20 protein-coding genes and 2 pseudogenes are annotated in these 26,661 nt (G+C 66.1%); 3 read left to right on the top strand and 19 right to left on the bottom strand.

From position 1 onward, the window contains the following. Positions 1-7 precede the first annotated feature (7 nt). From guaB to ndk, 11 genes and pseudogenes are all read right to left on the bottom strand, one after another. The gene (gene guaB / locus DL544_RS08815; RefSeq protein ID WP_032958143.1) at positions 8-1,465 is read right to left on the bottom strand and encodes an IMP dehydrogenase; all 1,458 of its coding nucleotides are present in this window, start codon (positions 1,463-1,465) and stop codon (positions 8-10) included. 420 nt (positions 1,466-1,885) lie between these two features. Beyond that, complete coding sequence (folD, locus tag DL544_RS08810) at positions 1,886-2,764, bottom strand: bifunctional methylenetetrahydrofolate dehydrogenase/methenyltetrahydrofolate cyclohydrolase FolD (RefSeq protein ID WP_005416247.1); 879 nt, start codon at positions 2,762-2,764, stop codon at positions 1,886-1,888. Positions 2,765-3,141: 377 nt separating this feature from the next. After that, on the bottom strand, positions 3,142-4,974 hold the full coding sequence (locus DL544_RS08805) for a monovalent cation:proton antiporter-2 (CPA2) family protein (RefSeq protein WP_139726997.1): 1,833 nt from the start codon (positions 4,972-4,974) through the stop codon (positions 3,142-3,144). A 323-nt stretch (positions 4,975-5,297) separates the two neighbouring features. Further along, positions 5,298-6,434, bottom strand: a complete 1,137-nt coding sequence (gene moeB, locus DL544_RS08800; RefSeq protein ID WP_139726996.1) for a molybdopterin-synthase adenylyltransferase MoeB — start codon at positions 6,432-6,434, stop codon at positions 5,298-5,300. 185 nt (positions 6,435-6,619) lie between these two features. After that, a complete protein-coding gene (gene der, locus DL544_RS08795) occupies positions 6,620-8,017 on the bottom strand; it encodes a ribosome biogenesis GTPase Der (protein WP_005413118.1) in 1,398 nt (465 codons plus the stop codon). A gap of 19 nt (positions 8,018-8,036) precedes the next feature. Next, a complete protein-coding gene (bamB, locus tag DL544_RS08790) occupies positions 8,037-9,245 on the bottom strand; it encodes an outer membrane protein assembly factor BamB (protein WP_139726995.1) in 1,209 nt (402 codons plus the stop codon). After that, on the bottom strand, positions 9,245-9,883 hold the full coding sequence (locus tag DL544_RS08785; protein ID WP_005416242.1) for a YfgM family protein: 639 nt from the start codon (positions 9,881-9,883) through the stop codon (positions 9,245-9,247). The genes bamB and DL544_RS08785 overlap by 1 nt, the downstream gene beginning before the upstream one ends. A gap of 65 nt (positions 9,884-9,948) precedes the next feature. Next, a pseudogene (locus tag DL544_RS08780) lies at positions 9,949-10,816 on the bottom strand (RodZ domain-containing protein). A gap of 18 nt (positions 10,817-10,834) precedes the next feature. Further along, positions 10,835-11,618: pseudogene (gene pilW / locus DL544_RS08775) on the bottom strand (type IV pilus biogenesis/stability protein PilW). Continuing rightward, entirely contained in the window at positions 11,605-12,810 is a 1,206-nt protein-coding gene (rlmN, locus tag DL544_RS08770) for a dual-specificity RNA methyltransferase RlmN (protein WP_005409296.1), read from the bottom strand. Before rlmN ends, pilW begins: the two are co-directional and overlap by 14 nt. 10 nt (positions 12,811-12,820) lie before the next feature. Continuing rightward, complete coding sequence (gene ndk / locus DL544_RS08765) at positions 12,821-13,246, bottom strand: nucleoside-diphosphate kinase (protein WP_005409295.1); 426 nt, start codon at positions 13,244-13,246, stop codon at positions 12,821-12,823. Positions 13,247-13,615: 369 nt separating this feature from the next. Between ndk and DL544_RS08760 the strand changes: the two genes are divergently transcribed. The 3 genes from DL544_RS08760 (at position 13,616) to DL544_RS08750 (ending at position 17,959) form a co-directional block, all read left to right on the top strand. Further along, positions 13,616-14,269, top strand: coding sequence for a TetR/AcrR family transcriptional regulator (locus DL544_RS08760; RefSeq protein ID WP_005416238.1), 654 nt, complete (start codon positions 13,616-13,618; stop codon positions 14,267-14,269). A 39-nt stretch (positions 14,270-14,308) separates the two neighbouring features. Continuing rightward, a complete protein-coding gene (locus tag DL544_RS08755; RefSeq protein ID WP_111201353.1) occupies positions 14,309-16,681 on the top strand; it encodes a 3-hydroxyacyl-CoA dehydrogenase/enoyl-CoA hydratase family protein in 2,373 nt (790 codons plus the stop codon). A gap of 69 nt (positions 16,682-16,750) precedes the next feature. Next, positions 16,751-17,959, top strand: coding sequence for an acetyl-CoA C-acyltransferase (locus DL544_RS08750; RefSeq protein WP_005416236.1), 1,209 nt, complete (start codon positions 16,751-16,753; stop codon positions 17,957-17,959). Between the two features lie 372 nt (positions 17,960-18,331). Here the strand turns inward: DL544_RS08750 and galU are convergent, their stop codons facing one another. The 8 genes from galU to cmk form a co-directional block, all read right to left on the bottom strand. Continuing rightward, a complete protein-coding gene (gene galU / locus DL544_RS08745; protein WP_032954121.1) occupies positions 18,332-19,210 on the bottom strand; it encodes a UTP--glucose-1-phosphate uridylyltransferase GalU in 879 nt (292 codons plus the stop codon). Next, positions 19,207-21,120, bottom strand: coding sequence for a polysaccharide biosynthesis protein (locus DL544_RS08740; RefSeq protein WP_032954120.1), 1,914 nt, complete (start codon positions 21,118-21,120; stop codon positions 19,207-19,209). The genes galU and DL544_RS08740 overlap by 4 nt, the downstream gene beginning before the upstream one ends. 3 nt (positions 21,121-21,123) lie before the next feature. Continuing rightward, on the bottom strand, positions 21,124-22,113 hold the full coding sequence (locus DL544_RS08735) for an MraY family glycosyltransferase (protein ID WP_139726994.1): 990 nt from the start codon (positions 22,111-22,113) through the stop codon (positions 21,124-21,126). Between the two features lie 3 nt (positions 22,114-22,116). Next, positions 22,117-23,295: a lipopolysaccharide assembly protein LapB gene (gene lapB / locus DL544_RS08730; RefSeq protein ID WP_005416232.1), complete on the bottom strand. Its 1,179-nt coding sequence runs from the start codon at positions 23,293-23,295 to the stop codon at positions 22,117-22,119. After that, positions 23,226-23,585, bottom strand: a complete 360-nt coding sequence (locus tag DL544_RS08725; protein WP_139726993.1) for a lipopolysaccharide assembly protein LapA domain-containing protein — start codon at positions 23,583-23,585, stop codon at positions 23,226-23,228. The genes lapB and DL544_RS08725 overlap by 70 nt, the downstream gene beginning before the upstream one ends. Positions 23,586-23,662: 77 nt before the next feature. After that, positions 23,663-23,968: an integration host factor subunit beta gene (locus DL544_RS08720; protein ID WP_005409286.1), complete on the bottom strand. Its 306-nt coding sequence runs from the start codon at positions 23,966-23,968 to the stop codon at positions 23,663-23,665. Between the two features lie 87 nt (positions 23,969-24,055). Continuing rightward, positions 24,056-25,741: a 30S ribosomal protein S1 gene (gene rpsA, locus DL544_RS08715; protein WP_005416230.1), complete on the bottom strand. Its 1,686-nt coding sequence runs from the start codon at positions 25,739-25,741 to the stop codon at positions 24,056-24,058. 198 nt (positions 25,742-25,939) lie between these two features. Then, complete coding sequence (gene cmk / locus DL544_RS08710; RefSeq protein WP_049411481.1) at positions 25,940-26,617, bottom strand: (d)CMP kinase; 678 nt, start codon at positions 26,615-26,617, stop codon at positions 25,940-25,942. Positions 26,618-26,661: the final 44 nt, after the last annotated feature.

Genomic DNA, 26,661 nt, shown 5'->3' with positions numbered 1-26,661 from the left:
AAGCGCATCAGGCGCGGTAGTTCGGCGGCTCTTTGGTGATGGTCACGTCGTGGACGTGGCTCTCACGCTGGCCGGCGCCGCTGATCTTCACGAACTTGGGCTTGCTGCGCATCTCGTCGATGGTGGCGCAGCCCACGTAGCCCATGGTGGCGCGCAGGCCGCCCATCAGCTGGTGGATGATGCCGCCCACCGGGCCGCGGTACGGCACGCGGCCTTCGATGCCTTCCGGCACCAGCTTGTCGGCGGTGGCAGCGTCCTGGAAGTAGCGGTCCTTCGACCCCTTCTCCATGGCAGCCAGCGAACCCATGCCGCGGTAGCTCTTGTACGAACGGCCCTGGTACAGCTCGGTCTCGCCCGGCGATTCCTCGGTACCGGCCAGCAGGCCACCGACCATGATGGTCGAGGCACCGGCGGCCAGCGCCTTGCCGATGTCGCCTGAGTAGCGGATGCCACCGTCGGCGATCAGCGGGATGCGGTCCTGCAGGGCTTCGGCCACCAGGTCGATGGCGGTAACCTGCGGCACGCCGACGCCGGCAACCACGCGCGTGGTGCAGATCGAGCCCGGGCCGATGCCGACCTTGACTGCGTCCGCGCCGCTGTCCAGCAGCGCCAGTGCGGCTTCGCCGGTGCAGATGTTGCCACCGATGACCTGCACGTTCGGGAAGTTCTTCTTGACCCAGCTGACCCGGTCCAGCACGCCCTGCGAGTGGCCGTGCGCGGTATCAACCACGATCACGTCCACGCCGGCGGCGACCAGCGCTTCCACGCGGCGATCGGTATCGCCACCCACGCCGACGGCCGCGCCGACCAGCAGGCGGGTCGACAGATCCTTGGCAGCGTTCGGGAAGTCGGTGTTCTTCTGGATGTCCTTGACGGTGATCAGGCCACGCAGTTCGAACGAATCATTGACCACCAGCACCTTTTCGATGCGGTTGCGGTGCAGCAGTTGCAGCACTTCGTCGGACGCGGCGCCTTCCTTGACCGTGATCAGGCGATCCTTCTTGGTCATGATGTGGCGGACCGGATCATCCAGCTCGGTCTCGAAGCGCATGTCGCGGTGGGTCACGATGCCGGCCAGCTGGCCGTCGCTGCCCACCACCGGCACGCCGGAGATGTTGTGCGCCTGGGTCAGGGCCAGCACGTCGCGGATGGTGGTTTCCGGGCCGACGGTGATCGGGTCGCGGATGACACCGGCCTCGAACTTCTTGACCTTGGCCACTTCCGCGGCCTGCTGTTCCAGGCTGAGATTCTTGTGGATGATGCCCATGCCGCCGAGCTGGGCCATGGCGATGGCCAGGCGGGCTTCGGTGACGGTATCCATGGCGGCGGACAGGATCGGAAGCTTCAGCTTCAGGTCTCGGGTCAACCGCGTTTCGAGGTTGACGTCCTTGGGCAGGATGGTCGAGTGGGCGGGGACGAGCGAGACGTCGTCGTAAGTGAGTGCTTCAGCCTGGATGCGCAGCATCGGCATACCCGAGATGTGGGGAAGCGCGACATTTTACCCTGTTTTCGCGCCGCGTGGCAGGGGGTAGATGCGACGCAGTGTCGCGCGGGCGGTGGTCGGTTCAGGAGGGTTTGGAACCTGCCTCGGTGGGTGCGGACCGTTGGTCCGCACTGCCTTCATATACCTGTGCACCGGCATTGTGCCGACCAACGGTCGGCACCCACCTTGAGAGGATCACCCGAGCCAGCCCTGAAGCGCCCTTGGTGGGTGCGGACCGTTGGTCCGCACTGCCTTCATATACCTGTGCACCAGCATTGTGCCGACCAACGGTCGGCACCCACCTTGAGAGGATCACCCGAGCCAGCCCTGAAGCGCCTTTGGTGGGTGCGGACCGTTGGTCCGCACTTTCCCTCAGACACCTGAGAACAGCCCCAGGTGAGGTCAGCTCAGCGCTTCCGCCGCTTCCAGGGTGTTCTGCATCAACGTGGCCACGGTCATCGGGCCCACACCACCCGGCACCGGGGTGATCCAGCTGGCCCGCTGGGCCGCCGCCTCAAACCCGACGTCGCCCACCAGGCGGCCGTCATCCAACCGGTTGATACCGACGTCGATCACCACCGCGCCCGGCTTCACCCACTCGCCCGGCACGATGCCCGGGCGGCCCACCGCCACCACCAGGATGTCGGCGTTGCGCACGGCCTGTTCCAGCACGTCCTTGGGGGTGAACTTGTGGCAGCTGGTCACGGTGCAGCCGGCAATCAGCAGCTCCAGGCCCATCGGCCGGCCGACGTGGTTGCTCACGCCGACGATGGTGGCATTGCGGCCACGCACCGGCTGGTCGGTATGGCCCAGCAGCGTGGTGATGCCGCGCGGGGTGCACGGGCGCAGACCGAATTCGCGCAGGGCCAGGTGGCCGACGTTTTCCGGGTGGAAGCCGTCCACGTCCTTGCGCGGGTCGATGCGCTGGATCAGCCGGCGCGCATCGGGGATGCCCGGCAGGGGCAGCTGGATCAGGATGCCGTTGATCTTCGGATCGGCGTTGAGCTGGTCGATCAGGTCGAGCAGCTCGGCTTCGGTGGTCCCGGCCGGCAGATCGTAGTCGTGTGCCTCGATGCCGACCTTCTCGGCGGCACGGCGCTTGTTGCGCACGTACACGGTCGAGGCCGGGTCGCCACCGACCAGCACCACGGCCAGGCCCGGGCGGCTGCCACCGGCGGCCACGCGGGCGTCGACGCGCACCTTCAGGCTGTCGAGCAGGTCCTCGGCGATGCGGCGGCCATCAAGGATGCGGGCAGGATGCGGGGCGGCGGAATCAGTCATCGGGGGCAGGCGTGGGGCGGCGGGGACGCTATTGTCCCCGATTCAGGCCCCCTCGCCCACCGCCGGCTTGGGTAATCCCCACCCGGTTGTGCCGGCCGCTGGCCGGCAACCCCATGACGCCGGAACGCTTGCGTATCTGCCGACCAGCGGCCGGCACTACCACCCACCGGCTTCGGCAATTCCCAACCCGGGTAGTGCCGGCCGCTGGCCGGCAACCTCATGACGTCGGAACGTTCGCGCATCTGCCGGCCAGCGGCCGGCATTACCAACCGCCGGCTTCGGCAATTCCCCACACGGTAGTGCCGGCCGCTGGCCGGCACCCTCATGTCGTCGGAACGTTTGCACATTTGCCGGCCAGCGGCCGGCACGACCGGGCTTTATTCTTCCTCTTCCGGCACGTCCTGCGGGTTCAACGTCTTGCTTGCCCGCTTCGGTGCGGTGAACGGCGTCGGCGTCGGCACGCCCTGGCCGGAGTTGCCGAACACCATCTTGGCGCCGGCATTCAGACCACCACCGGCAATCTCCAGCTCGAAGCGCTCGGCGTCGCGGCGACGGATCTGCTCGGCAATTTCGATCGCATCGTCCCCGTCCGCACCCAGTTCCACCAGTGCGGCCTGGCCGAACAGCACCGCCGATTCAAACGTCTCGCGGATCTGGAAATCAACACCGGCATGGATCAACCGCAGCGAATGCTCGCGGTCGAACGAGCGCACCATCAGCTTTGCCTGCGGGAACTCGTGCGACACCAGCTCAACAATGCGGTCAGCCGCCTCGGCCTTGTCCACGCACACCGCAATCGCACGTGCGGTGGCCGCGCCCGAGGCATGCAGCACGTCCAGTCGCGTACCGTCGCCGTAGTAGATCTTGAAACCGAAGCGCGCCGCGCTCTGGATCATCTCCACATCGTTGTCGATGATGGTCACGTCCACGTCGCGCGCCAGCAGCGACTGGCTGGCGACCTGGCCGAAGCGACCGAAGCCGATCAGCAGCACACTGCCGGACAGGCCATCGGCCTCGTCCACGCCGTCCATGTTCACCGTCGGCTTCGGCGCGATGCGCTTGTAGAGCAGCACCACCAGCGGGGTCAGCGCCATCGACAGCACCACCACGGCGGTGAAGTTGGCATTGATCTCCAGGTTGATCACGCCGGCCGATGCGGCAGCGGAGAACAGCACGAAGGCGAACTCGCCGCCCTGCGCCATCAGCACGCCCCGGTCCAGCGCCTGCGCGTGGTCGCTGCCCATGATGCGCGCGACCACGTAGATGCACAGCGCCTTGGCCGCCATCAGCGCCAGCACCAGGCCGAGGATCAGCTGCCAGTTGCCGGCCACCACACCCAGGTCCAGCGCCATGCCGACGCTGAGGAAGAACAGGCCCAGCAGGATGCCGCGGAACGGCTCGATGTCCGCTTCGATCTGGTGACGGAACGTCGATTCGCTCAGCAGCACGCCGGCCAGGAACGCGCCCATCGCCATCGACAGGCCCGACAGCTGCATCAGCAGCGCCGCGCCCAGCACCACCAGCAGCGCGGCGGCGGTCATCACCTCGCGCGCCTTCGATTCGGCCAGCACGCGGAACAGCGGGTTGAGCAGGAAGCGGCCGACCAGCACCAGGCCGACGATGGCACCCACGCCGATCGCCACCGACAGCCAGCGCGAGCCCTCGCCATCGGCGCTGCCAGCGCCCGGCGCCATCCAGGCCACCAGCGCCAGCAACGGCACGATCAGCAGGTCTTCGAACAGCAGGATGGAGACGATCTTCTGGCCCGACGGCAGCGCGATGTCACCACGCTCGGCCAGCAGCTGCATCACCACCGCGGTGGAGGTGAGCACGAAGCCGGTGGCGCCGATGAAGGCCACCTGCCACGGCAGGCCGAACAGTTTGGCGATGCTGGTCAGCACCAGCGCACAGGTGACGATCTGCAGCGTGCCCAGCCCGAAGATTTCCTTGCGCAGGCTCCACAGATGCGAGGGCCGCATTTCCAGGCCGATCACGAACAGGAACATCACCACGCCGAGCTCGGCGGTATGCAGGATCGCCTGCGGGTCGGAGAACCAGCCCAGCCCGAACGGTCCGATCGCCAGGCCAGCGGCGAAGTAGCCCAGCACCGAGCCTAGGCCGGCCCGGCGGAACAGGGGCACCATCACCACCGCCGCGCCCAACAGGGCCACGACCTTGACCAGCTCGCTGGTCGCTGCCTCTACCGCCATGCGGTGTGTTCCCCAAGATCCAGAATCGGGTTCAACAATAGAGCAATGCCGATGACGGCAATAGCACGCATGTTGCGCCGGATTGTCTTGGAAGTGGAACGATGCAGGGAGTGACTCCCAGCATCATCCCGAAACCATGCACATGCTTGGGTGGGCGCCATGACCTGTAGAGCCGAGCCCACGCTCGGCTGCTCTTCGTGCCGAGGCCAGAAGCAGCCGAGCATGGGCTCGGCTCTACAGTAGATCCACGCCATGCGTGGATGACGCACAGCCGCCGCGCCCCGGTAGATCCACGCCATGCGTGGATGAATCCCCGGCCAGCTTCACCCACCCCGGCAGAACGCGGCGTAATCGATATATCCCGGGAACGGCACACCCGGCGCGCAGACCGGACACTGCGGGTCCGGCCGGATGCCGGTCTCGCGGAAGCGCATGCCCAGCGCATCGAAGCGCAGCAGGCGGCCCACCAGCGGCTCGCCGATGCCCAGCAGCAGCTTCAGCACCTCGGTGGCCTGCAGCACGCCGGCCAGGCCAGGCAGCACGCCCAGCACACCGGCCTCGGAACAGTTCGGCGCAAACTCCGGCGGCGGCGGTTCCGGGAACAGGCAGCGGTAGCACGGCGCCACGCCGCGCTGGCGACCGGCGTCAAACACGCTTACCTGGCCGTCAAAGCGCTCGATGGCGGCATACACCAGCGGTTTGGCGTGCTTGATGCAGGCGTCGTTGAGCAGGTAGCGCAGCGGGAAGTTGTCCGAGCCATCCAGCACAACGTCCACGCCCTCGAGCAGCGCATCCACGTTCTCAGAGGTCACCCGCTCCGGCACCGCCTCGACCTCGATGGAGGGATTCAGCGCCAGCAGGCGCTCGCGCGCGGAATCGACCTTGAGCTGGCCGACGCTGGCTTCGGTATGCACGATCTGCCGATGCAGGTTGCTGCGCTCCACGCGGTCGTGGTCGGCAAAGCGCAGGTGCCCTACCCCGGCGGCGGCCAGGTAGAACCCAGCCGGTGCGCCCAGCCCACCCGCGCCCAGCACCAGCACGCGCGACTGCTGCAGCCGGCGCTGGCCGGCCTCGCCCACCTGTGGCAGCAGCAGGTGGCGCGAATAACGATCAAAGAAATCGCGGTCGGCGGCACTGGCCAGCGGCTGCACCAGTGGCAGCGACTGCTCGCGCCAGGCCACGGTGCCGCCCGTCACGGAAGCGACCTGGGCGTACCCGGCCTCCAGCAGGAACTGCGCGGCATCGGCCGAGCGCTTGCCGCTCTGGCAGATCAGCAGGATCTCCTGGTCGCGCCGCGGCAGATGCGCGGTCGGGTCGGCCTGCAGCTCGCCCTTGGCCACGCCGCGCGCGCCCTCGGCCATGCCGCCGGCCCGCTCGTGCGCCTCGCGCACATCGATCAGCACGGCGCCATGGGCCAGGCGCTCGCGTGCCTGCGCGGGGGAAAGCTCTTGGATGCTCATGGCCGCATTATCGCGCACGTGGCGGCAAGCCGCCTTGACCGATACCTGCAAACATGGGGTAGTGCCGGCCGCTGGCCGGCATGGCCATGAACGCACCGGACGACCCGAGGTTGCCGGCCAGCGGCCGGCACTACCGGTAGGGGCGCGAACAAAAAAGGCGGCCCTGCGGCCGCCTTTTTCGTGAATCACTTGCCCTTGACGTGCTTCATCAAGCGCCGCTTGGCCTTGACCTGCCGCTCGGTGAGGACGTTCTTCTTGCCCTCGTACGGGTTGGTCCCCTCGCGGAAGATGAAGCTCACCGGCGTACCGATCAGCTTGAAGCGCTTGCGGAAGAAGTTCTCCAGGTAGCGCTTGTACGACTCCTGCAGCTCCTTCAGGCGCGTGCCGTGCACGATGAAGGTCGGCGGGTTGGAACCGGCCGGGTGCACGTAGCGCAGCTTGGAGACATGGCCGCGGATGGTCGGCGGCGGGTTGGTCTCGTAGGCCACTTCCAGCGCCTTGTTCACTTCGCTGGTGGTGAAGGTCTTGTTCGCCGATTCGTGCGCACGATGCACCGCACGGAACAGCTCACGCAGGCCCGAGCCGTGCTTGGCCGAGATGCGCACCGATTCGGCCCACGGCACGAAGCCCAGCTTCAGCGACAGCATGGTTTCCGCCTGCTCGCGCTGGTACTCGGTCAGGCCATCCCACTTGTTGATGGCGATCACCAGCGCGCGGCCGGCGTCGAGCACGGCACCGAGCACGGTGGCGTCCTGGTCGGTCACGCCTTCGGTGGCGTCGAGCATCAGCACGGCCACCTGGCACTGCTCGATCGACTGCATGGTCTTGACCACCGAGAACTTCTCGACGACCTCATCCACGCGCGAACGACGGCGCAGGCCGGCGGTGTCGATCAGGCGGTACTCACGGCCGTCGCGCTCCAGGTCCACCGCGATCGAGTCGCGGGTGGTACCCGGCACGTCGGAGGCGATCATGCGCTCCTCGCCCAGGATGCGGTTGACCAGGGTCGACTTGCCCACGTTCGGGCGGCCGACGAAGGCGATGCGGATGCGGTTCGGGTCGTTGTCCAGCTCTTCGCCGCTGCCTTCTTCCGGCAGGCGCTGGATCACTTCGTCCAGCAGGTCGTCCAGGCCCTGGCGATGCGCGGCCGAGACGGTCAGCATCTCGCCGAAGCCATAGCGGGCGAACTCGGAACGCACGCTGTCCTCGTCGGTGCCATCGATCTTGTTGATCAGCAGCAGCGTCGGGCGCGACAGCTTGCGCAGCCAGGCCAGGATCTCGTCGTCCAGCGCCGAGGTGCCCTCGCGGGCATCGACGACGAACAGGATCAGATCGGCTTCGGCCGCGGCCGCACGGGCCTGGCGCGTGGTGGCGCCGGCCAGGCCTTCGTCTTCCCCGGCGATACCGCCGGTATCCACGACGAGGAAATGGTTGTCCTCGTCGAGGCGGCAGACACCGTAGTTGCGGTCGCGGGTGACGCCGGGCTGGTCATGGACCAGCGCGTCACGGGTGCGCGTAAGCGCATTGAAAATAGTCGACTTGCCGACATTCGGCCGTCCAACCAGGGCGACCAGAGGCAGCATCGCGATTACTCCAATTTTTTTAGTTTGCCAACCGGAAGGCGGTCAGCTTGCCATCCACGTTCTGCACCAGCAGCACCCCGTCGACGACGACCGGCTGGGCCAGCAGGGCGTCGCCGCCACTTTTTTCCCGTGCCGCCATCGCACCATCGGAGGTCTGCAACCAGTGCACGTATCCCTTGTAGTCACCGACCACGACGTAGTCGCCGTGCAGTGCCGGGCCGGTCAGGGAGCGACGGGCCAGTGCCGTCTGCGACCACATGGCTGCGCCGCTGGCCTTGTCCAGGCCGAACACGCCGCCCTTGTTGTCGGTCACGAACACATTGCCCGACGACACCGCCACGCCACCTGCGCCGCCATGGTCGCGCGCCCACAGCGGGCGACCGGTCGGGCCTTCGATGGCCATGGTCTGGTTCTTGAAGCTGCTCACGTACAGGGTGTTGCCATCGAGCACCGGTGCGCCGTCGACGTCCGCCATGCGCTCCAGCTCGGTGCGGCCTTCGCCGTTGCCGAGGTTCTGTTCCCACAGCGTGCGGCCATCCTGCTGGGCCAGGGCCGCAACCGCGCCCTCGTCCTTGCCGATGAACAGCACACCCGGGCCGGTCACCACCGGCGCGTTGCCGCGCACGGTCAGCGCCGGCAGCTCGCTCGGGTTGAACCACTTCTGGGTGCCGTTGCCGACATCGAAGGCGGTCACACGACCGTCGTTGCTGCGCACGTAGACCATGCCCTGGGCAACGGCCGGCGCGGCGATCACTTCACCCGGAACACGGGCGCGCCACTTCTCGCTGCCGTCGTTGATGTCCAGCGCGATGACCTGACCGTCCAGCGTGCCGATCACGACCAGGTTCTCACCGACACCCGGGCCGCCGGACAAGCGCAGCTTGGCCTTCTTCTTTTCCTTCTTCGGCTCCCAGGTCCAGACCTTCTTGCCGGTCTGCAGGTCGATGGCGTGCACGCCACCGGTGATCGCCGCAGCGAACACGTGGCCGTTGGCCACCGCCGGGCCCTGGCGCACACCGATGCGACGCTCGCCCTTGCCGAGGTTGACCGACCAGATCTTGCTGACCTTCACGGTCGGCTCGAACTTGACCAGCTCAGCCGGTTCCTGTGCCTTCTTCGCCGCCGCGTCCTTGCCAGCGAACCAGCCCTTCATGGTACCGCAGCCGGTCAGGGCCATGCCCATCAGGAGCACGGTGGCGACGCGGGTGATCATGACCTTCTGACTCATCAAACCGACTCCGCAGGGGCGGCAACGGTGCCGCCGGCGTCCATAACCTTGGTTTCCAGCAAGCGCCGCTGCGGCGCTGCCACGTCCAGCGTCTTCAGCGCCTTCTCGTACTGTGCACGGGCCTCATCGCGCTTGCCCTGCGCCATCAGCGCATCGCCATGGATTTCCAGGCTGCTGCTGTCGGTGGCGCTGCCCAGCAGCTTGATGGCCTCGTCGCTCTTGCCGGTGGCCACCAGCAGGCGGGCCACACGCTGGTCGACCACGCGCTGCAGGTCGCCTTCGACCTTCACGTTGCGCAGGGTGGCCAGTGCCTCTTCGTTCTTGCCGGCGTCGACCTGGGCCTTGGCCAGCTGCAGCGCCGCGAGGTCGCCGTAGATGCTGGACGGGCCGGCTTCGAGCGCCTTGACCGCCTTGGCGGCGTCGTCAAGCTTGTTCTGCTGCAGGCCCTGCAGGGCCTTCTGGTACTCGACATTGGCCGAGGCCAGCTTGCTGCCCTGCTCCTTCTGGTACCACTGCCAGCCGGCAATGGCACCGATGGCGATGACTACGCCACCGAGGATGCTGGCGCCATTCTTCCGCAGCCAGCTGCGGACGCGTTCACTTTGTTCGTGCTCGTCGAGCAGATCGTCGATCGCCATGCGTACTCTCGCCCCGCCCGTCGGGAGGGACCATTGGGTTTAATCGAAGGTGGTGAAACCGCGCCTCAGTGCGAAACCGGGACTACGGAGCCTTCAGAGGATACCTGAAAGCGTGCCACGTTGGCTCGCTGGTAGGGGTCAGATCGACGATAGCGCCGTTCTGCTGAACCTGGACCGCCGAGGCGTTGCCCAGGGTCACCCGGGCCACCTGGCCCGGCGTGAAGCTGCGGGTCTCGCCGGACTTGATCAGTGCCTTCTCGACGGTGCTGCCGTCCGGGCCGCCGATGTCGACCCAGCTGTCGCCGCTGAACTGCATTTCCAGCGCATTGCCGGCAGCCGGGGCCGGCGCCGGGCGCGGCACCGGGGCCAGCGAGGCGACGTAAGGGGTGGCCGCCGGCTTGCTGGCCGGGGCCGTGGTCGCTTCGGCCGGGGCGGCCATCTCGCTACCGGCTGCGGACGGCGTGACCGGCACGGCGGCCGGGATCACGTCCAGCGAGGCGGTGCTCGGCGACGGGGTCGCGCTGCCGTCGAAGTGGCCACGGGTGGCGAACCACACCGGCACCGCCAGCACGGCGGTGATGCCGACATACAGCACGCGCCGACCGAGATTCTCGGCAATGCGGCGCGCACGGGGGTATGGGTATGGCTGACCAGGGTGGGCGGAACCACCGGGCCGACCTGGGCCTGTTCCAGCAGCTCGCCCACGTCCACGTCGAGCAGGCGTGCATAGCTGCGCAGCTGGCCGCGCACGAACACCGGCGCCCCCAGCTTCTGCCATTGTTCCTCTTCCAGCGACTTGACCACCTGGACCGGCATGCGCAGGCGCGAGCCGACATCTTCGAGGGTCAGTCCGGCCGCTTCACGGGCCTGGCGCAGGCGGGTGCCGCAGCCGGCCGCAGTCTCGAGAGCGCTCACAGTCTGGTCATCAATCACAATGCATCAACCCTGGAGTTAGGAGCCCGCTTCCTGCGGAAATTCCTGTCGAATCCGCTGCAGATAACGATCAGATGCCGCCCGATCGCCCAGCTTCACTTCGATTTGAGACGCAAGTTGTAACACGGAACGCGTTGCGGGTGCAGCCGCAATCCTACGTTCGGCGAACGCCCGGGCCTCCATGTAGCGGCCCTGGCGGAAGCTCAGCTGGGCCATCGACTCCAGCGCAACCGGGTTGGCCGGCGCCGCGACGAGTGCCGCGCGCAGGTCGCGCTCGGCACGTTCGAGCTGCCCAGCGTCCAGTGCGCAGCTGCCGGCATTGGCCTGCGCTTCGCCCGGGGTGGCATAGCCCGGCGCCTGCAGCGCCCGGTCGAACCAGACCAGCGATTCGGCCGACTGGCCCTGCTGGCACAACCAGGCACCGTAGTTGTTGAGCACGTCCCCGCTGCGGCGCCAGCTCGGCGGCCTTGCGGAAATTCTCGCCCGCCTGGCGGGTGCGGCCACGACGGTCATCGATGCCGGCCTGCAGCACCAGCGCATCGGGCGCCTCGGGCGCCAGCTTCAGCGCTTCGCGCACCTTGCGCTCGGCGGCGTCGAGATTGCCGACCTGCATGTCACGGGTCGCCAGGGTCAACAGGTCGCGCCAGCGCACTTCGCGCCGCACGCTTTCCGGGTCAGCCACCGAATAGACCGGCGCCTGGCTCGGCCCAAGCTTGGCCTTGGGATGGGATTTGCAGCCGCCGACCGCAACGGCCAGCCCGCCTGCGAACAGAACCAGCCAGAGGCGGTCAGGCCGCGGCATCGCTCCCCTTCCCCGCCTGCAGCGTCTTGTTGAACTCCGCCTGGCGGCGGGTGCGGTCCATCACCTGGCCCTTGAGCTGGCCACAGGCGGCGTCGATGTCGTCGCCACGGGTGCGGCGGACCATGGTCAGCACGTTGCTGTCGAGCAGGATCTTCTGGAAGGCACGGATGTGCGCTTCTTCCGAACGCTCGTAGCGGGTGCCCGGGAACGGGTTGAACGGGATCAGGTTGACCTTGCCCGAATCCTTGGCCTGCACCGCGTTGTCGAACTGGCGCATCAGGCGGGCCAGCTCGCGGGCATGCTCGGGCTTGTCGTTGATGCCCTTCATCAGGGTGTATTCAAAGGTGACCGACTCGCGGCGCTTGTTGGCGCGCAGGTAGCGTGCGCACGAGGCCATCAGCTCGGCGATCGGGTACTTCTTGTTGAGCGGCACCAGCGTCTCGCGCAGCGCGTCGTTCGGCGCATGCAGCGACACCGCCAGCGACACGTCGCTTTCGGCAGACAGGCGGTCGATCTGCGGCACCAGGCCAGAGGTCGACAGGGTCACGCGCTTGTTGGCCAGGCCGTAGCCCAGGTCGTCGCGCATCACGCTCATGGCGCGCACGACGTTGTCGAAATTCATCAGCGGCTCGCCCATGCCCATCATCACCACGTTGGTGAGGCGGCGCATCTGGTGCGGCACGTTGCCCAGGTGGCGTGCGGCAACCCACACCTGGCCGATGATCTCGGCGGTGGTCAGGTTGCGGTTGAAGCCCTGGGTAGCGGTGGAGCAGAACGTGCAGTTCAGGCCGCAACCGACCTGCGAGGACACGCACAGCGTGCCGCGGGTCTTGTCCGGGATGTACACGGTCTCGATGGCGTTCTTGCCATCCACGCCCATCGCCAGCAGCCACTTGTGGGTACCGTCGGCGGAGGGCTTGTCGAACACGATGTTGGGAACCAGCACCTCGGCATGGGCCTGCAGCTTGGCGCGCAGGACCTTGCCGAGGTCGGTCATTTCATCGAAATCGGTGACGTAGCGATGGTGGATCCACTTCATCACCTGATGGGCACGGAACTTCTTTTCGCCGAGAACCTCGACGAAAAACTTCTCCAGGCCCGCGCGATCAAGGTCGAGCAGGTTCTGCTTGCCAGCCGTGGGTGCCGACTTCGGCAGCGGCTGGATGGCGGGGGACTGTACGACCTCGTTCACGGCATTACTCTCAGCGCGAGACGACTTCGGTGGCGGCGAAGAAGTAGGCGATCTCAATCGCGGCATTCTCGACCGAGTCCGAGCCGTGGGCGGCGTTGGCATCGATGGATTCGGCGAAGTCGGCGCGGATGGTGCCCGGCGCGGCTTCCTTCGGGTTGGTGGCGCCCAGCAGGTCGCGGTGGGCCAGGACGGCGTTCTCGCCTTCCAGGGCCTGGATCATCACCGGGCCGGAGATCATGAACTCGACCAGCGCGTTGAAGAACGGACGCTCGCGGTGCACGGCGTAGAAGCCTTCGGCTTCACGACGGGACAGCTGCTTGTACTTGGCGGCCACGACCTTCAGGCCGGCCTTCTCGAAGCGGGCGTAGATTTCGCCGATGACGTTCTTGGCAACGGCGTCCGGCTTGATGATCGAAAGGGTGCGCTCCAGCGCCATGGGATGTCTCCAATGGAATCGGGCCGCTGATGGCCCGAAGGGTAACATGAAAAAAACCCGCGTCGGGACGCGGGCTTAGCCTGATAAACGTAGGCGAATTGTAAAAGATAAAGCCGCGGCATGGTAGTGCCGGCCGCTGGCCGGCAACCCCGTCGCGGGCCAAGGGTCGGATTCCCGCAGGGGCTCTGACCCATTCCGGGGCCCACCGTTGGGGTCGGAGCCCCATTCGAGGATCCGACCCCACCCCATCGCATTCACCCACCTGAGTGAAATCTGACCGGCCCGGGCAGTTTTGCTGCACTGCAAAATGCCATACGCTACCGTCTGGTCCTAGTATCAAACAATCGTTTGATTAAGGTCCGCCCGCCGATGGCCAAACCCGCCCACTTCTCGACCAAGGACCGGATCCTCGGCGCGGCCGAGGAGCTGTTCGCCCAGCACGGCTTCGCCGGCACCTCGCTGCGCCAGGTGACCAGCCAGGCCGATGTCAACATCGCTGCGGTCAACTACCACTTCGGCTCCAAGGAAAACCTGGTCAACGAGGTGTTCCGCCGCCGCATGGACGAGATGACCGGCGCCCGCCTGTCACAGCTCGAACGTGCCCGCGCCGAGCACCCGGGCGAACTGCGCCCGGTGCTGGCCGCCTTCGTCGAGCCGGCGCTGGCGCTGGCCCAGGACCGCCAGAACGGCGGCGCCTTCGTGCGCGTGATCGCCCGCGCCTACGCCGAGAAGAACGACAACCTGCGCAAGTTCCTGTCCGACCACTACGGCCACGTGCTGCGTGCGTTCGGCAAGGCCATCGGCGAGTGCGTGCCGGACCTGAGCAAGGAAGAGCTGTACTGGCGCCTGGACTTCCTTGCCGGCTCGCTCACCTATGCCATGGCCGATTTCGGGCTGATCAAGCGTCCCGCCGGTGTCACCGAAGCGGCGCATCGTGCCCATGCCGCCCACGAACTGATCCATTTCGCCGAAGCCGGGTTCCGCGCCGCCGCACGCGCCAGCGCCCTGCCTGCTTCCGTTTGATTCCACCCAGTAACTGCTGACCAACAAAGGCCCTACACCATGTCCAATTCCCTGCTAGTCCGCCGCGCCGCCGTGCTGGGTGCCGGCGTCATGGGTGCCCAGATCGCCGCCCACCTCACCAACGCTGGCGTCGACACCGTGCTGTTCGACCTGCCTGCGAAGGAAGGTCCGGCCGACGGCATCGTGCTGAAGGCGATCGCCAACCTGGGCAAGCTGAGTCCCGCGCCGCTGGCCAGCAAGTCGCTTGCCGAAGCCATCACCCCGGCCAACTACGAGTCCGGCCTGGAGCAGCTGAAGGACTGCGACCTGATCATCGAGGCCATCGCCGAGCGCATGGACTGGAAGCAGGACCTGTACAAGAAGATCGCCCCGTTCGTGGCCGACCACGCGGTGCTGGCCTCCAACACCTCCGGCCTGGGCATCAACAAGCTGGCCGACGTGCTGCCCGAACAGCTGCGGCACCGCTTCTGCGGCGTGCACTTCTTCAACCCGCCGCGCTACATGCACCTGGCCGAGCTGATCCCGGCCACCACCACCGACGACGCCGTGCTGGAAGGCCTGGAAGCTTTCCTGGTCACCACCCTGGGCAAGGGCGTGGTGTACGCCAAGGACACCCCGAACTTCATCGGCAACCGCATCGGCGTGTTCTCGATTCTGTCCACCATCCACCACACCCAGCAGTTCGGCCTGGGCTTCGACGAAGTGGACGGCCTGACCGGCCCGCTGGTCGGCCGCCCGAAGTCGGCCACCTACCGCACCTCCGACGTGGTCGGCCTGGACACCATGGCGCACGTCATCAAGACGATGGGCGACACCCTGCCGAATGATCCGTGGCATGAGTTCTTCAAGTCGCCGAAGTGGCTGGATGCGCTGATTTCCAAGGGCGCGCTGGGCCAGAAGACCGGCGCCGGCATCTTCCGCAAGGTCGGCAAGGACATCGTCGTACTGGACCTGGAGAAGCAGGACTACCGCCCGGCTGATCGCGCTGCCGCGCCGGAAGTGGTCGAGATCCTGAAGATCAAAAATCCGGCCGAGAAGTTCGCCAAGCTGCGCGAGAGCCAGCACCCGCAGGCGCAGTTCCTGTGGGCGACCTTCCGCGATCTGTTCCACTACAGCGCCTACCATCTGGCCGACATCGCCGAGACCGCGCGCGACGTCGACCTGGCCATCCGCTGGGGCTACGGCTGGTCGCTGGGCCCGTTCGAGACCTGGCAGGCCGCCGGCTGGAAGCAGGTGGCACAGTGGATCGCCGATGACATCGTGGCCGGCAAGAGCATGAGCAACGCCCCGCTGCCGGACTGGGTGTTCGATGGCCGCGACGGCGTGCATGCCGCCGAAGGCAGCTACAGCCCGTCGCGCAACGCCAAGCTGCCGCGTTCGTCGCTGCCGGTGTACCAGCGCCAGCGCTTCCCGGATCCGCTGTTGGGCGAGAAGTTCGCGCCGGGCGAGACCGTGTTCGAGAACGACGGCCTGCGCATGTGGCACGACGGTGATGGCATTGCCGTGGTCAGCTTCAAGACCAAGATGAACACCGTGTCCGACCAGGTGCTGGACGGCCTGCAGGAATGCGTCAGCCGCGCCGAGAAGGACTTCCAGGGCCTGGTGATCTGGCAGCAGAAGGAGCCCTTCTCTGCCGGTGCCGATCTGGCCGGTGCACTGGGCCTGCTGCAGGCCGGCAAGGTCGACCAGTTCGAAGAAATGGTTGCCAACTTCCAGCGCACCAGCCAGCGCATCAAGTACTCGCTGGTGCCGGTGGTTGCCGCCGTGCGTGGCCTGGCGCTGGGTGGTGGCTGCGAGTTCCAGATGCACAGCGCCAAGACCGTGGCCTTCCTGGAAAGCTACATCGGCCTGGTCGAGGCCGGCGTCGGCCTGCTGCCGGCCGGCGGTGGCCTGAAGGAACTGGCCGTGCGCGCCTCGCAGGCCGCAGGCCCGGGCGGTGATGTATTCGCCGAACTGAAGAAGACCTTCGAGACCGTAGCGATGGCCAAGGTGTCCAACTCGGCGGTCAACGCCAAGGAACTGGGCCTGCTGCGCAGCACCGACAAGGTGGTGTTCAACAGCTACGAAGCGCTGCACATCGCCAAGGCCGAAGCTCGCGCCCTGGCCGAAGCGGGCTACCGTCCGCCGCTGCCGGCACGCCGCATCCAGGTGGCCGGTGACGTGGGTATCGCCACCTTCAAGATGATGCTGGTCAACATGCTGGAAGGCCGCTTCATCAGCCCGTACGACTACGAGATCGCCGAGCGCATCGCCACCGTGCTGTGCGGCGGCAAGGTCGACCGCGGCACCCTGGTTGACGAAGAGTGGCTGCTGACCCTGGAGCGCAAGCACTTCGTCGAACTGGCCCAGCAGGAAAAGACCCAGGCCCGCATCGCGCACATGCTGAAGACCGGCAAGCCGCTGCGGAACTGACGGAAGACATCGGTAGTGCCGGCCGCTGGCCGGCAACCTCTTCCAACCCCTATTCAAGAGATCATTGCAATGACCAAGCAAATCCAGGACGCCTACATCGTCGCCGCCACCCGTACCCCGGTTGGCAAGGCGCCCAAGGGCATGTTCCGCAACACCCGCCCCGACGACATGCTTGCGCACGTGCTGCGCAGCGTCGTCGCCCAGGCCCCGGGCGTGGACGTCAACCGCATCGATGACGCCATCATCGGCTGCGCCATGCCGGAAGCCGAGCAGGGCATGAACGTGGCGCGCATCGGCGTGCTGCTGGCCGGCCTGCCGAACACCATCGCCGCGCAGACCGTGAACCGCTTCTGCTCCTCTGGCCTGCAGGCCGTGGCGCAGGCCGCCGACGCGATCCGCCTGGGCAACGCCGACCTGATGCTGGCCGGCGGCACCGAGTCGATGTCGATGGTGCCAATGATGGGCAACAAGATCGCCATGGCACCGAGCGTGTTCGACAACGACCACGTCGCCATCGCCTACGGCATGGGCATCACCGCCGAGAAGGTGGCCGAAGAGTGGAAGGTCTCGCGCGAAGACCAGGACGCGTTCGCCCTGGCCTCGCACCAGAAGGCCATGGCCGCGATCCAGAACGGCGAGTTCAAGGACGAAATCAGCCCGTACGAGATCGTCTCGCACCTGCCGGACCTGGCCGACGGCCAGCGCATCATCACCCGCAACAAGGTGGCCGACACCGACGAAGGCCCGCGCCCGGACTCCTCCGCTGAAGGCCTGGCCAAGCTGCGCCCGGTATTCCGCAACGGCCAGTTCGGCGGCACCGTCACCGCCGGCAACTCGTCGCAGATGAGCGATGGCGCCGGTGCCGTGCTGCTGGCCTCGGAGCAGGCGATCAAGGATTACGGCCTGACCCCGCTGGCGCGTTTCGTCAGCTTCTCGGTGGCCGGCGTGCGCCCGGAAGTGATGGGCATCGGCCCGATCGCCGCGATCCCGAAGGCCCTGAAGCAGGCCGGCCTGACCCAGGACCAGCTGGACTGGATTGAACTGAACGAAGCCTTCGCCGCGCAATCGCTGGCAGTGATCCGCGATTGCGGCCTGGACCCGAGCAAGGTCAACCCGCTGGGCGGCGCGATCGCCCTGGGCCATCCGCTGGGCGCGACCGGCGCGATCCGTACCGCCACCCTGCTGCACGGCCTGCGTCGTCGCCAGCAGAAGTACGGCATGGTGACGATGTGCATCGGCACCGGCATGGGCGCGGCGGGTATTTTCGAGGCGCTGTAAGGTTCAAGGCGTTGCCGGCTGATTGTTGGTTGGCTGTGGGGCCCGGGTGGGTGAGGCTGCCCGGGACACGCCGTAAACCCGTCCCTGGGGGCTTGGCAGCGGCATCCATGCCGCTGACAGTCCCGGTCAGCCTCACCCACCCGCGCCACCCGGCATTGCGCTCGGCGGAAGGGTGAGCAAAGGCAAGGCAAGAGCCGGGGTCAGAGCCCTTTGCTGCGCACGGGGATCTGACCCCAACAAGCAAAAAAGGCAGCCATTGGCTGCCTTTTTTGCTTTGCTTCTGCCTTTGATTCCGCCCTTCCCGTCCGCGCCCGCAGGAAACTGTCGAGAGGCGCGGGCAGGAAGGCGCTGACGGAGCGCTTGATAGAACCCTTATTCCGCCAGCATCGCCGCAAGCTTCTCCCGCGCCGGGCCGGCCAGCTTCGGGTTGTCCAGCGCGAAGCGGATCGTCGCCTCCACCAGACCCAGGTGCGTACCACAGTCGAAGCGGGTGCCCTCGAAACGATAGGCATCGACTTCTTCGGTCTTCAGCAGCTCGGCAATCGCATCGGTCAGCTGGATCTCGCCGCCGGCACCGGTCTGGGTCTGTTCCAGCAGTTCGAAGATCTTCGGGCTCAGCACGTAGCGGCCGACCACCGCCAGGTCACTCGGCGCGTCCTCCGGCTTCGGCTTCTCGACGATCTGCGAAATGCGGCCCTTGCGGCCATCGAACGCCTCAGTGGCGACGATGCCGTAGCTGGCGGTCTTTTCGTGCGGCACGTCTTCGACCGCGATCACGCTGGCACCGCTGGCCTCATTGAGGTCGGCCATCTGCTTCAGCGCACCGGCACCGCGATTCCAGATCAGATCGTCGGGCAGCAGCACCGCGAACGGCTCGTCACCGATCACAGCCTTGGCACACAGCACTGCGTGCCCCAGGCCCAGCGCCTCGGCCTGGGTCACGAAGATCGCGCGCACGCCGTTGGGCAGCACATGCCGGATCAGCTCCAGCTGCTCCTGCTTGCCGGCGCGCTCGAGCTTCTGCTCCAGCTCGTAGGCCTTGTCGAAATAATCGGCAACCGCGTGCTTGTAGCGGTTGGTGATGAACACCAGCGTGTCGCAGCCGGCTTCGATGGCTTCATCAACGGCGTACTGGATCAGCGGCCGATCAATGATCGGCAGCATCTCCTTCGGCACAGTCTTGGTTGCTGGCAAAAAACGCGTTCCCAGTCCTGCCACCGGGAAAACTGCCTTGCGAATTCGCTTGCTCATTGGTGCCTGTTCGCCTCACGTGCCGGAAAGGGCACGACTTTAGCGGATGAAATGTAAGCATCCTGTTCGATTGGCGAGAATTCCGGCATCGTCGCAAACAGGATTTCCTGGATGCTGGCAGTGTCGTAGCTGGCAATCGCCTCACGCAGGCGCGGAACGTTGCCCAGCACCAGGTCGCGCGAGAACGTACGCACGCCGGCCTCGAGAATCTTCGGGTGCGCGGTCGAACGGTAGTCTTCGTCCGAATAGAACAGCGTCTCGTGCAGCTTCTCGCCCGGGCGCAGGCCGGTATAGATGATCTGGATGTCCTTGTACGGCTGCTTGCCGGTCAAACGGATCATCTGTTCGGCCAGCACGCGGATCGGCACCGGCTCGCCCATGTCCAGAGTGTAGATCGCACCATGCGACGCCGACGCGGCCGCCTGCAGGATCAGCTGGCAGGCCTCGGGGATGGTCATGAAGTAACGGCTGACTTCCGGGTCGGTGACCGTGACCGGACCACCGCGCAGGATCTGCTCGCGGAACAGCGGCACCACGCTGCCGGCCGACGCCAGCACGTTGCCGAAACGCACCGTGACGAAACGGGTGTGCGTGGACTTCTGGTCCAGGCTCTGGCAGATCATCTCGGCGTAGCGCTTGCTCGCACCCAGCGCATTGACCGGGTCGACCGCCTTGTCCGTGGAAATGAACACGAAATGCTCCACGCGGGCTTCCAGGCACGCGCGGGCGACGTTTTCGGTCGCCAGGATGTTGTTGCGCACCGCTTCGCGCAGCTGGCGCTCCAGCACCGGCACGTGCTTGTAGGCGGCCGCATGGAAAGCGGTATCGACCGGGTGCAGCGACAACGCATGGCGAATCACCGCCGGGTCACCGCAGTCGCCCAGCACCGCCTCGATCTCGACATCGGGGAAGCTGCGCCGCAGCTCGCCCTCGATGGTCAGCAGCAGCAGCTCGCTGATCTCCAGCAGGATGATGCGACCTGCACCGTGCCGCGCGCACTGGCGACAAAGCTCCGAGCCGATCGAACCACCGGCGCCGGTGACCATCACAGTGCGCCCACCCAACCAGCCGCGGATCAGGTTCCAGTCCGGCATGATCGGCTTGCGGCCCAGCAGATCCTCGATCGCCACTTCCTTCAGCTGGCCCGGCAGCGACTGGCCCTGCAGGATGTCGCTGAGCTTGGGCACGGTACGGAACGGAACGCCGGTGCTTTCGCAGATCGCGACAACGCGCTGCATGCCTGCGGCGTCCAGTGACGGCATGGCAATGACCAGCAGCTTGGCAGCGGTCTCGCGGACCACTGTCGGGGCGTCATCCAGGGTGCCGAGGATCGGCAGGCCCTGCAGCTTGGCACCCCGCAGGTGCGGTGCATCGTCGAGCAGGCCGACCGGCTCGAAGTTGCCGGAACGACGCAGGTCGCGCACCAGTGTTTCCGCCGCCTGGCCGGCGCCGAGGATCAGCACGCGGCGGGCGCTGGAATCGGACTGCAGGGCCTGATAGTCCTTCCAGGCCCGGTACAGCAGGCGCGGTGCGCCCAGCAGGGCCGACAGCGCGAACGGGTAGATCACCAGCACCGACATCGGCACGCCGTCGAAGCGCTTCCACATCAGCACCAGGACAATGGCGACCATGCCGATGAAGCTGGCCTTGAAGATGTTCAGCAGGTCGCTGACGCTGGCGAACCGCCACAGCCCGCGATACAGGCCCACGCGCCAGAACACCAGGCCCTGCAGCAGCAGGACCAGGGTGGTATCGACGTTCCACAGGGGCAGCGCCGGAGCGTTGGGCAGGATCGAGTAACGCCCTGCATGGAGCAACTGCCAGCATGCCCAGACCATGAAAAGGTCGTGGCAGACGATGGCCGAACGCGGCATCAGGCCGAGGATTCTGTCCCGCCAGGGTGAAGCCATAAGTCAGGTATTTCCTTGTCGGTAGCGCATTCCATTGCGCAGGAGGAGCCAGAGGACGCTCAGCGCGGTGAACCACGCGATCGCCACGGCAGCCTCCCACCTCGGCTGCAAATTGGAGCAGACATTGAACACTGTAATACTGAACAGGCCCAAAGCAAAGTACATCCCTGTCACCTGGGGGTGACTGGCTCCTGCCTGCACCGCGCGCTGGTAGACGTGCTGGGTGTGGGGTTCCATCCAGCGTTGTCCTGAAATGATGCGCGCCAGCAGTGTGAAGCCCGCGTCCACGAGGAACGGCGAAACCGGGACCAGCAGCAGGATCCAGTTGATATCGGTACGCATGCTGGCGAGTGCCAGCACCGCTGCGACCGCATACCCCAGCGCTCCACTTCCGACATCGCCCATGAAGATCCGGGCCCGAGGAAAGTTGAACGGCAGGAATCCAAGGCAGGCCAGGCCCAGGGCCACGGCAGCCAGCGAGTACGGCCACGGCAGCACCGGCGCCAGCCCCAGCATCGCCACGACGGCCTGGCTGGCTGCAATGCCGTTGATGCCGTCCATGAAATTCCAGATGTTGATCAGTGAGGCGGTGAACAGCAGCACCAGCGCCGCCAACAGCCAGCTGCCGCCATTCATCTTCACCAGGCCGGCCAGCAGCGTCGCGGCGATGAAATGCACCAGCAGGCGACGCATCGCTGGCAGGGGCTTGTGGTCGTCCCACCAGCCGATACCGGCCACCAGCACCAGCCCAAGGCTGGCCACCAGTACTGTCGGCGTGCTCTCGGGCCAGGCCCAGATGGCCACGGCTGCAGTCACCAGCAGGCTGATGACGATGGCGATGCCGCCACCGCGCGGTGTAGCGACGCTATGGCTGCGGCGTTCGCCGGGCTGGTCCATCAACTGCTGGCGCAGCGCATAGCCGCGTGCCGCCCAGGTCAGCACCGCACTCAGCAGGGCGAGCGCCAGCAGCGCGCCCATCACAAGCCAGGGCATGGATCAGAGCACCGCGTAGTTCAGCAGCGGCTTGACCGTCCCCCACTCCTTGCAGCTCGGACACTGCCAGTGGTGGGTACGCGCCCCGAAGCCGCAGCGGGTGCAGCGATAGGCCGGGTTGCGCACCAGCAACTGGTCAGTGATGTGCTTGAGGTCATGCAGGGTGGCTGTGGAATCGGCGCCCTCGGCCAGGGTGAGGTCGATCAGCGCGGACTCGCCACGCACCGACGGGCGATCCTTCAGCTGGCGGCCGAGGTAGGCACGCGCCGGGGCCACGCCTTCCTGCTCTTCCATCAACCGGGTCAGCGCCAGCACCGGGGCAATGCCACGGTAATGCTCTGTCATCTCCGACAGGAACGCGCGCGCACCTGCCAGATCGCCCACCTTGCGATAGTTCTGCATCAACGCCGGCAGCAGTTCCGGCAGGTATTCGGGGTCGTTGCGCGCGGCGCGCTCGAAGGCGCGCACGGCGGCCTCAGGATTGCCCGCGTCGGTTTCCAACCGGCCCTCGATGATGCCGGCGCGCACCGACATCGCATCGGCCTGGTAGGCGCGGGCGATCGCTGCCCTCGCCTCTTCCAGCTTGCCGGCGCCACGGAATCGCTCAGCCAGTTCGCACTCGAACTGCCCGATCAGCTTGCCCATCGGCTCGCCGGTGACATCCTCGAACCGGGTGGCGTTGTCGATGGCCTTTTCCCAGTCGCGCTCGGCCTGGTAGATGCCGATCAGGTGCTTGAGCGCCTGCGGTGCGCGCTGATCCAGCTGGGCCAGCTCGGTGAACACGGTCTCGGCACGATCCAGCAGGCCGGACTTCATGTAGTCCTCGCCCAGGGCCAGCAGGGCCTGCACGCGCTGTGCGTCACTCAGGTCATGGCGATTGACCAGGCCCTGGTGCAGGCGGATGGCGCGGTCGACTTCGCCACGACGGCGGAACAGATGGCCCAGCGCGACCTGGGTCTCGAAGGTTTCCTTGTCCAGCTCGGCGATGTGCAGGAACAGCTCGATGGCCTTGTCCGGCTGCTCGTTGAGCAAGTAGTTCAGGCCACGGAAATAGGTGCTCGACAGGCGGCTGACCTGGCTGTCACCGTGGCGTTGGCCACCACGCCGCCCGATCACCCACCCGGCCAGTGCGGCCAGCGGTACGAACAGGAAGAACCAGAACCACTCGGTGACGAAATCCATCTTCGATCAACGTCCATCAAAAGATTGGGGGAAGCAACCGTGGCCGGCGAAGCGGCAGCGGACTTGTTGGCGCGACGCAGCTGGCCGTAGAGCGGAATGACCACGCTCACCAGCACCAGCCCGGCACCGACCACGACACCGACCAGCAGCGCGGCAATCAGGGCCACGCCCACCGAAGTGTGCAGTTGGGTAAACAGCAGGTTGATCGACATTGCGGTCATGTTGACCGCACCGATGATCAATCCAAGGATCAGCACCGCCAGCAGGACCAGTAGACGAAAAACCTTCATGCGACAGCTCCAGTGGCAGGAGTCCGTAGCTTATCCGACTCGCGGCTGGATTCGCACGCGGTGGCGCGACGGCAGGCTCAGGCCGGATCGGCGTCCAGCGGCAGCACACTGCTGACCCGCTCGCGCAGTTCCTTGCCCGGCTTGAAATGGGGGACATGCTTGCCCGGCAGGGCAACCGATTCGCCGGTCTTCGGGTTGCGACCCAGGCGCGGCGGACGATAGTGCAGCGAGAAGCTGCCAAATCCACGGATTTCGATGCGATCCCCGGCGGACAGCGATCCGCCCATCATTTCCAGCAACGACTTCACCGCCAGATCGACATCATCGGCCTTCAGGTGCGCCTGGCGGCGCGCAAGGATTTCGATCAGTTCGGATTTGGTCATTACCGGCTCACATCAGGGGCATCTCAGCCTGAAACGGCCCGGGCAATGCCCGGGCCGTCCAGGAAACAACGAACAGCCTAAGGCCGATTACTCGGACTTGTTGCCGTTCAGCTGTGCACGCAGCAGCGCGCCCAGCTGGGTGGTGCCGCTGGAAGCCGAAGAGGACTGGTATTCCTCCAGCACTTCGCGCATTTCAGCGTCGTCCTTGGCCTTGATCGACAGCTGCAGGGTACGGCCCTTGCGGTCCATGCCCACGAACTTGGCTTCGACCTTGTCGCCGACCTTCAGGTGCTGGGTGGCGTCGTCAACGCGCTCGTTGGCGATGTCGCGGGCCGAGACGTAACCTTCGATGCCGTCAGCCAGCTCGATGATCGCGCCCTTGGCGTCGACTTCCTTCACCACGCCTTCGACCTTGGAACCCTTCGGATTGGCAGCCATGTACTGGCCGAACGGATCCTGCTCCAGCTGCTTCACGCCCAGGGAGATGCGCTCGCGCTCCGGATCGACGGCCAGGACGACGGCGTCCAGGGTATCGCCCTTCTTGAAGTTGCGAACGACGTCTTCGCCGGTGGTGTTCCAGCTGATGTCGGACAGGTGGACCAGGCCGTCGATGCCGCCGTCCAGGCCGATGAAGATGCCGAAGTCGGTGATCGACTTGATCTGGCCCGACACCTTGTCACCCTTCTTGTGGGTGGCAGCGAAGGTTTCCCACGGATTGGCGGCAACCTGCTTCATGCCCAGCGAGATGCGGCGACGCTCTTCATCGACGTCCAGCACCATCACTTCGACTTCATCACCCACCTGGACAACCTTGGACGGGTTGACGTTCTTGTTGGTCCAATCCATCTCGGAGACGTGCACCAGGCCTTCGACGCCCGGCTCGATCTCAACGAACGCACCGTAATCGGTGACGTTGGAGACCTTGCCGAAGACGCGGCTGTTGGCCGGGTAACGACGGCCGATGTTGTCCCACGGATCCTCGCCCAGCTGCTTCAGGCCCAGCGAAACGCGGTTGCGCTCGCGGTCGAACTTCAGCACGCGGACGTCCAGCTCGTCGCCGACGTTCACGACTTCCGACGGGTGACGCACGCGCTTCCACGCCATGTCGGTGATGTGCAGCAGGCCGTCGATACCGCCCAGGTCCACGAACGCGCCGTAATCGGTCAGGTTCTTGACGACACCCTTCAGGATCGCGCCTTCCTGCAGCTTGTCCATCAGCTGCTCGCGCTCTTCCGAGTGCTCGCTTTCGACGACAGCGCGGCGCGAGACCACGACGTTGTTACGCTTGCGGTCCAGCTTGATGAGCTTGAACTCGAGTTCCTTGCCTTCCAGGTAGGCCGGATCGCGCACCGGGCGCACATCGACCAGGGAACCCGGCAGGAAGGCGCGGACATCCTTGATGTCCACGGTAAAACCACCCTTGACCTTGCCGCTGATGCGGCCGGTGATGGTTTCGTTCTTTTCCAACGCTTCTTCCAGCTCGTCCCACACCATCGCGCGCTTGGCCTTCTCGCGCGACAGGACGGTTTCGCCGAAGCCGTTCTCGATCGAGTCGAGGGCGACCTTGACGATGTCGCCTTCGGCGACGTCGATTTCGCCAGCGTCGTTACGGAACTGTTCGATCGGCACGATGCCTTCGGACTTCAGGCCAGCGTTGATCACCACGACGTCGCCGCGGACTTCAACAACGGTACCGCTGACGATGGCGCCCGGCTTCAGCTTGGCCAGGTTGGCCTGGCTGGCTTCAAACAGTTCGGCAAATGATTCGGTCATTAGATTTACTCTGTTGGACACATGGGTCGGTGGCGTCCCCTTCAGGGGAATGGCGACCGCCCGCCTGTTGGTCGACCCCGGAAACGCAGGTCGTGTGTAGTAGGAAAACCGCCACGCATCATTGCGCGACGGAGCGGGTACAGCACTGCTTTGCGCGACCACTGCCGATGCGACTGGCAGTGCTCCCGCGCGAACGGATCAGGCAGCCGGAACCGGAAGCAGATCCATCACTCGGGCAACGACATCATCGATGCCGATGCCTGTGGTGTCGATGAGGACAGCATCGTCTGCCGGCTTCAGGGGCGCCACGGTACGCTGAGCATCACGGGCGTCGCGGGCCATGATCTCGCGCAGGAGGTCATCAAAGTTAACAGAAACCCCCTTGTCTTTCAACTGCTTATGCCGGCGCTCGGCGCGCTCCTCGGCACTGGCGGTCAGGAAGACCTTGTAGGGGGCGTCCGGAAAGATCACCGTGCCCATGTCGCGGCCGTCGGCGACCAGGCCTGGCAGTTCCCTGAATGCGCGCTGGCGCTCCTTCAGGGCGGCCCGGACCTCCGGGATGGCGGCAATGGCCGAGGCCAGCGCCCCGGTGGTCTCCAGGCGCAGCTCGTCGGTGGCATCGGTGCCGTTGACCATGACCCGCATCGCATCGCCCTGCTCGACAAACTGAACGTGGGTGTCGAAGGTGCAGCGGACCAGCGCGGAGGCGTCGGAGGTGTCGATGTCGGCCCAGCTTGCGGCCACGCCCACCGCCCGGTACAGCGCGCCCGAATCCAGGTAATGCCAGCCCATCCTGCGCGCGATGATGCGGCTGATGGTACCCTTGCCGGCCCCGGATGGGCCGTCGATGGTCAGGACGGGAGCGAGTGGATTCATGGGGGTCCCAGAGCGTGTGAAGAGGCCATTCTAGCCCCTGCCAG

This window comes from Stenotrophomonas sp. pho (genome assembly GCF_006228405.1).
Taxonomy (GTDB): Bacteria; Pseudomonadota; Gammaproteobacteria; order Xanthomonadales; family Xanthomonadaceae; genus Stenotrophomonas; species Stenotrophomonas sepilia.
Note: the sequence above shows the minus strand (reverse complement) of the source record. Positions and strands in the feature narration are given on the sequence as shown.

Excerpts from the sequence above, each read along its gene's own strand:
- DL544_RS08720 (WP_005409286.1), bottom strand. The coding sequence starts at position 23,968 with ATGACCAAATCCGAACTGATCGAAATCCTTGCGCGCCGCCAGGCGCAC.
- moeB (WP_139726996.1), bottom strand. The coding sequence starts at position 6,434 with ATGAGCATCCAAGAGCTTTCCCCCGCGCAGGCACGCGAGCGCCTGGCC.
- DL544_RS08785 (WP_005416242.1), bottom strand. The coding sequence starts at position 9,883 with ATGGCGATCGACGATCTGCTCGACGAGCACGAACAAAGTGAACGCGTC.
- DL544_RS08755 (WP_111201353.1), top strand. The coding sequence starts at position 14,309 with ATGTCCAATTCCCTGCTAGTCCGCCGCGCCGCCGTGCTGGGTGCCGGC.
- rpsA (WP_005416230.1), bottom strand. The coding sequence starts at position 25,741 with ATGACCGAATCATTTGCCGAACTGTTTGAAGCCAGCCAGGCCAACCTG.
- DL544_RS08760 (WP_005416238.1), top strand. The coding sequence starts at position 13,616 with ATGGCCAAACCCGCCCACTTCTCGACCAAGGACCGGATCCTCGGCGCG.
- DL544_RS08750 (WP_005416236.1), top strand. The coding sequence starts at position 16,751 with ATGACCAAGCAAATCCAGGACGCCTACATCGTCGCCGCCACCCGTACC.
- DL544_RS08735 (WP_139726994.1), bottom strand. The coding sequence starts at position 22,113 with ATGCCCTGGCTTGTGATGGGCGCGCTGCTGGCGCTCGCCCTGCTGAGT.
- lapB (WP_005416232.1), bottom strand. The coding sequence starts at position 23,295 with ATGGATTTCGTCACCGAGTGGTTCTGGTTCTTCCTGTTCGTACCGCTG.
- bamB (WP_139726995.1), bottom strand. The coding sequence starts at position 9,245 with ATGAGTCAGAAGGTCATGATCACCCGCGTCGCCACCGTGCTCCTGATG.
- DL544_RS08740 (WP_032954120.1), bottom strand. The coding sequence starts at position 21,120 with ATGGCTTCACCCTGGCGGGACAGAATCCTCGGCCTGATGCCGCGTTCG.
- DL544_RS08725 (WP_139726993.1), bottom strand. The coding sequence starts at position 23,585 with ATGAAGGTTTTTCGTCTACTGGTCCTGCTGGCGGTGCTGATCCTTGGA.
- ndk (WP_005409295.1), bottom strand. The coding sequence starts at position 13,246 with ATGGCGCTGGAGCGCACCCTTTCGATCATCAAGCCGGACGCCGTTGCC.
- der (WP_005413118.1), bottom strand. The coding sequence starts at position 8,017 with ATGCTGCCTCTGGTCGCCCTGGTTGGACGGCCGAATGTCGGCAAGTCG.
- folD (WP_005416247.1), bottom strand. The coding sequence starts at position 2,764 with ATGACTGATTCCGCCGCCCCGCATCCTGCCCGCATCCTTGATGGCCGC.
- guaB (WP_032958143.1), bottom strand. The coding sequence starts at position 1,465 with ATGCTGCGCATCCAGGCTGAAGCACTCACTTACGACGACGTCTCGCTC.
- cmk (WP_049411481.1), bottom strand. The coding sequence starts at position 26,617 with ATGAATCCACTCGCTCCCGTCCTGACCATCGACGGCCCATCCGGGGCC.
- DL544_RS08805 (WP_139726997.1), bottom strand. The coding sequence starts at position 4,974 with ATGGCGGTAGAGGCAGCGACCAGCGAGCTGGTCAAGGTCGTGGCCCTG.
- galU (WP_032954121.1), bottom strand. The coding sequence starts at position 19,210 with ATGAGCAAGCGAATTCGCAAGGCAGTTTTCCCGGTGGCAGGACTGGGA.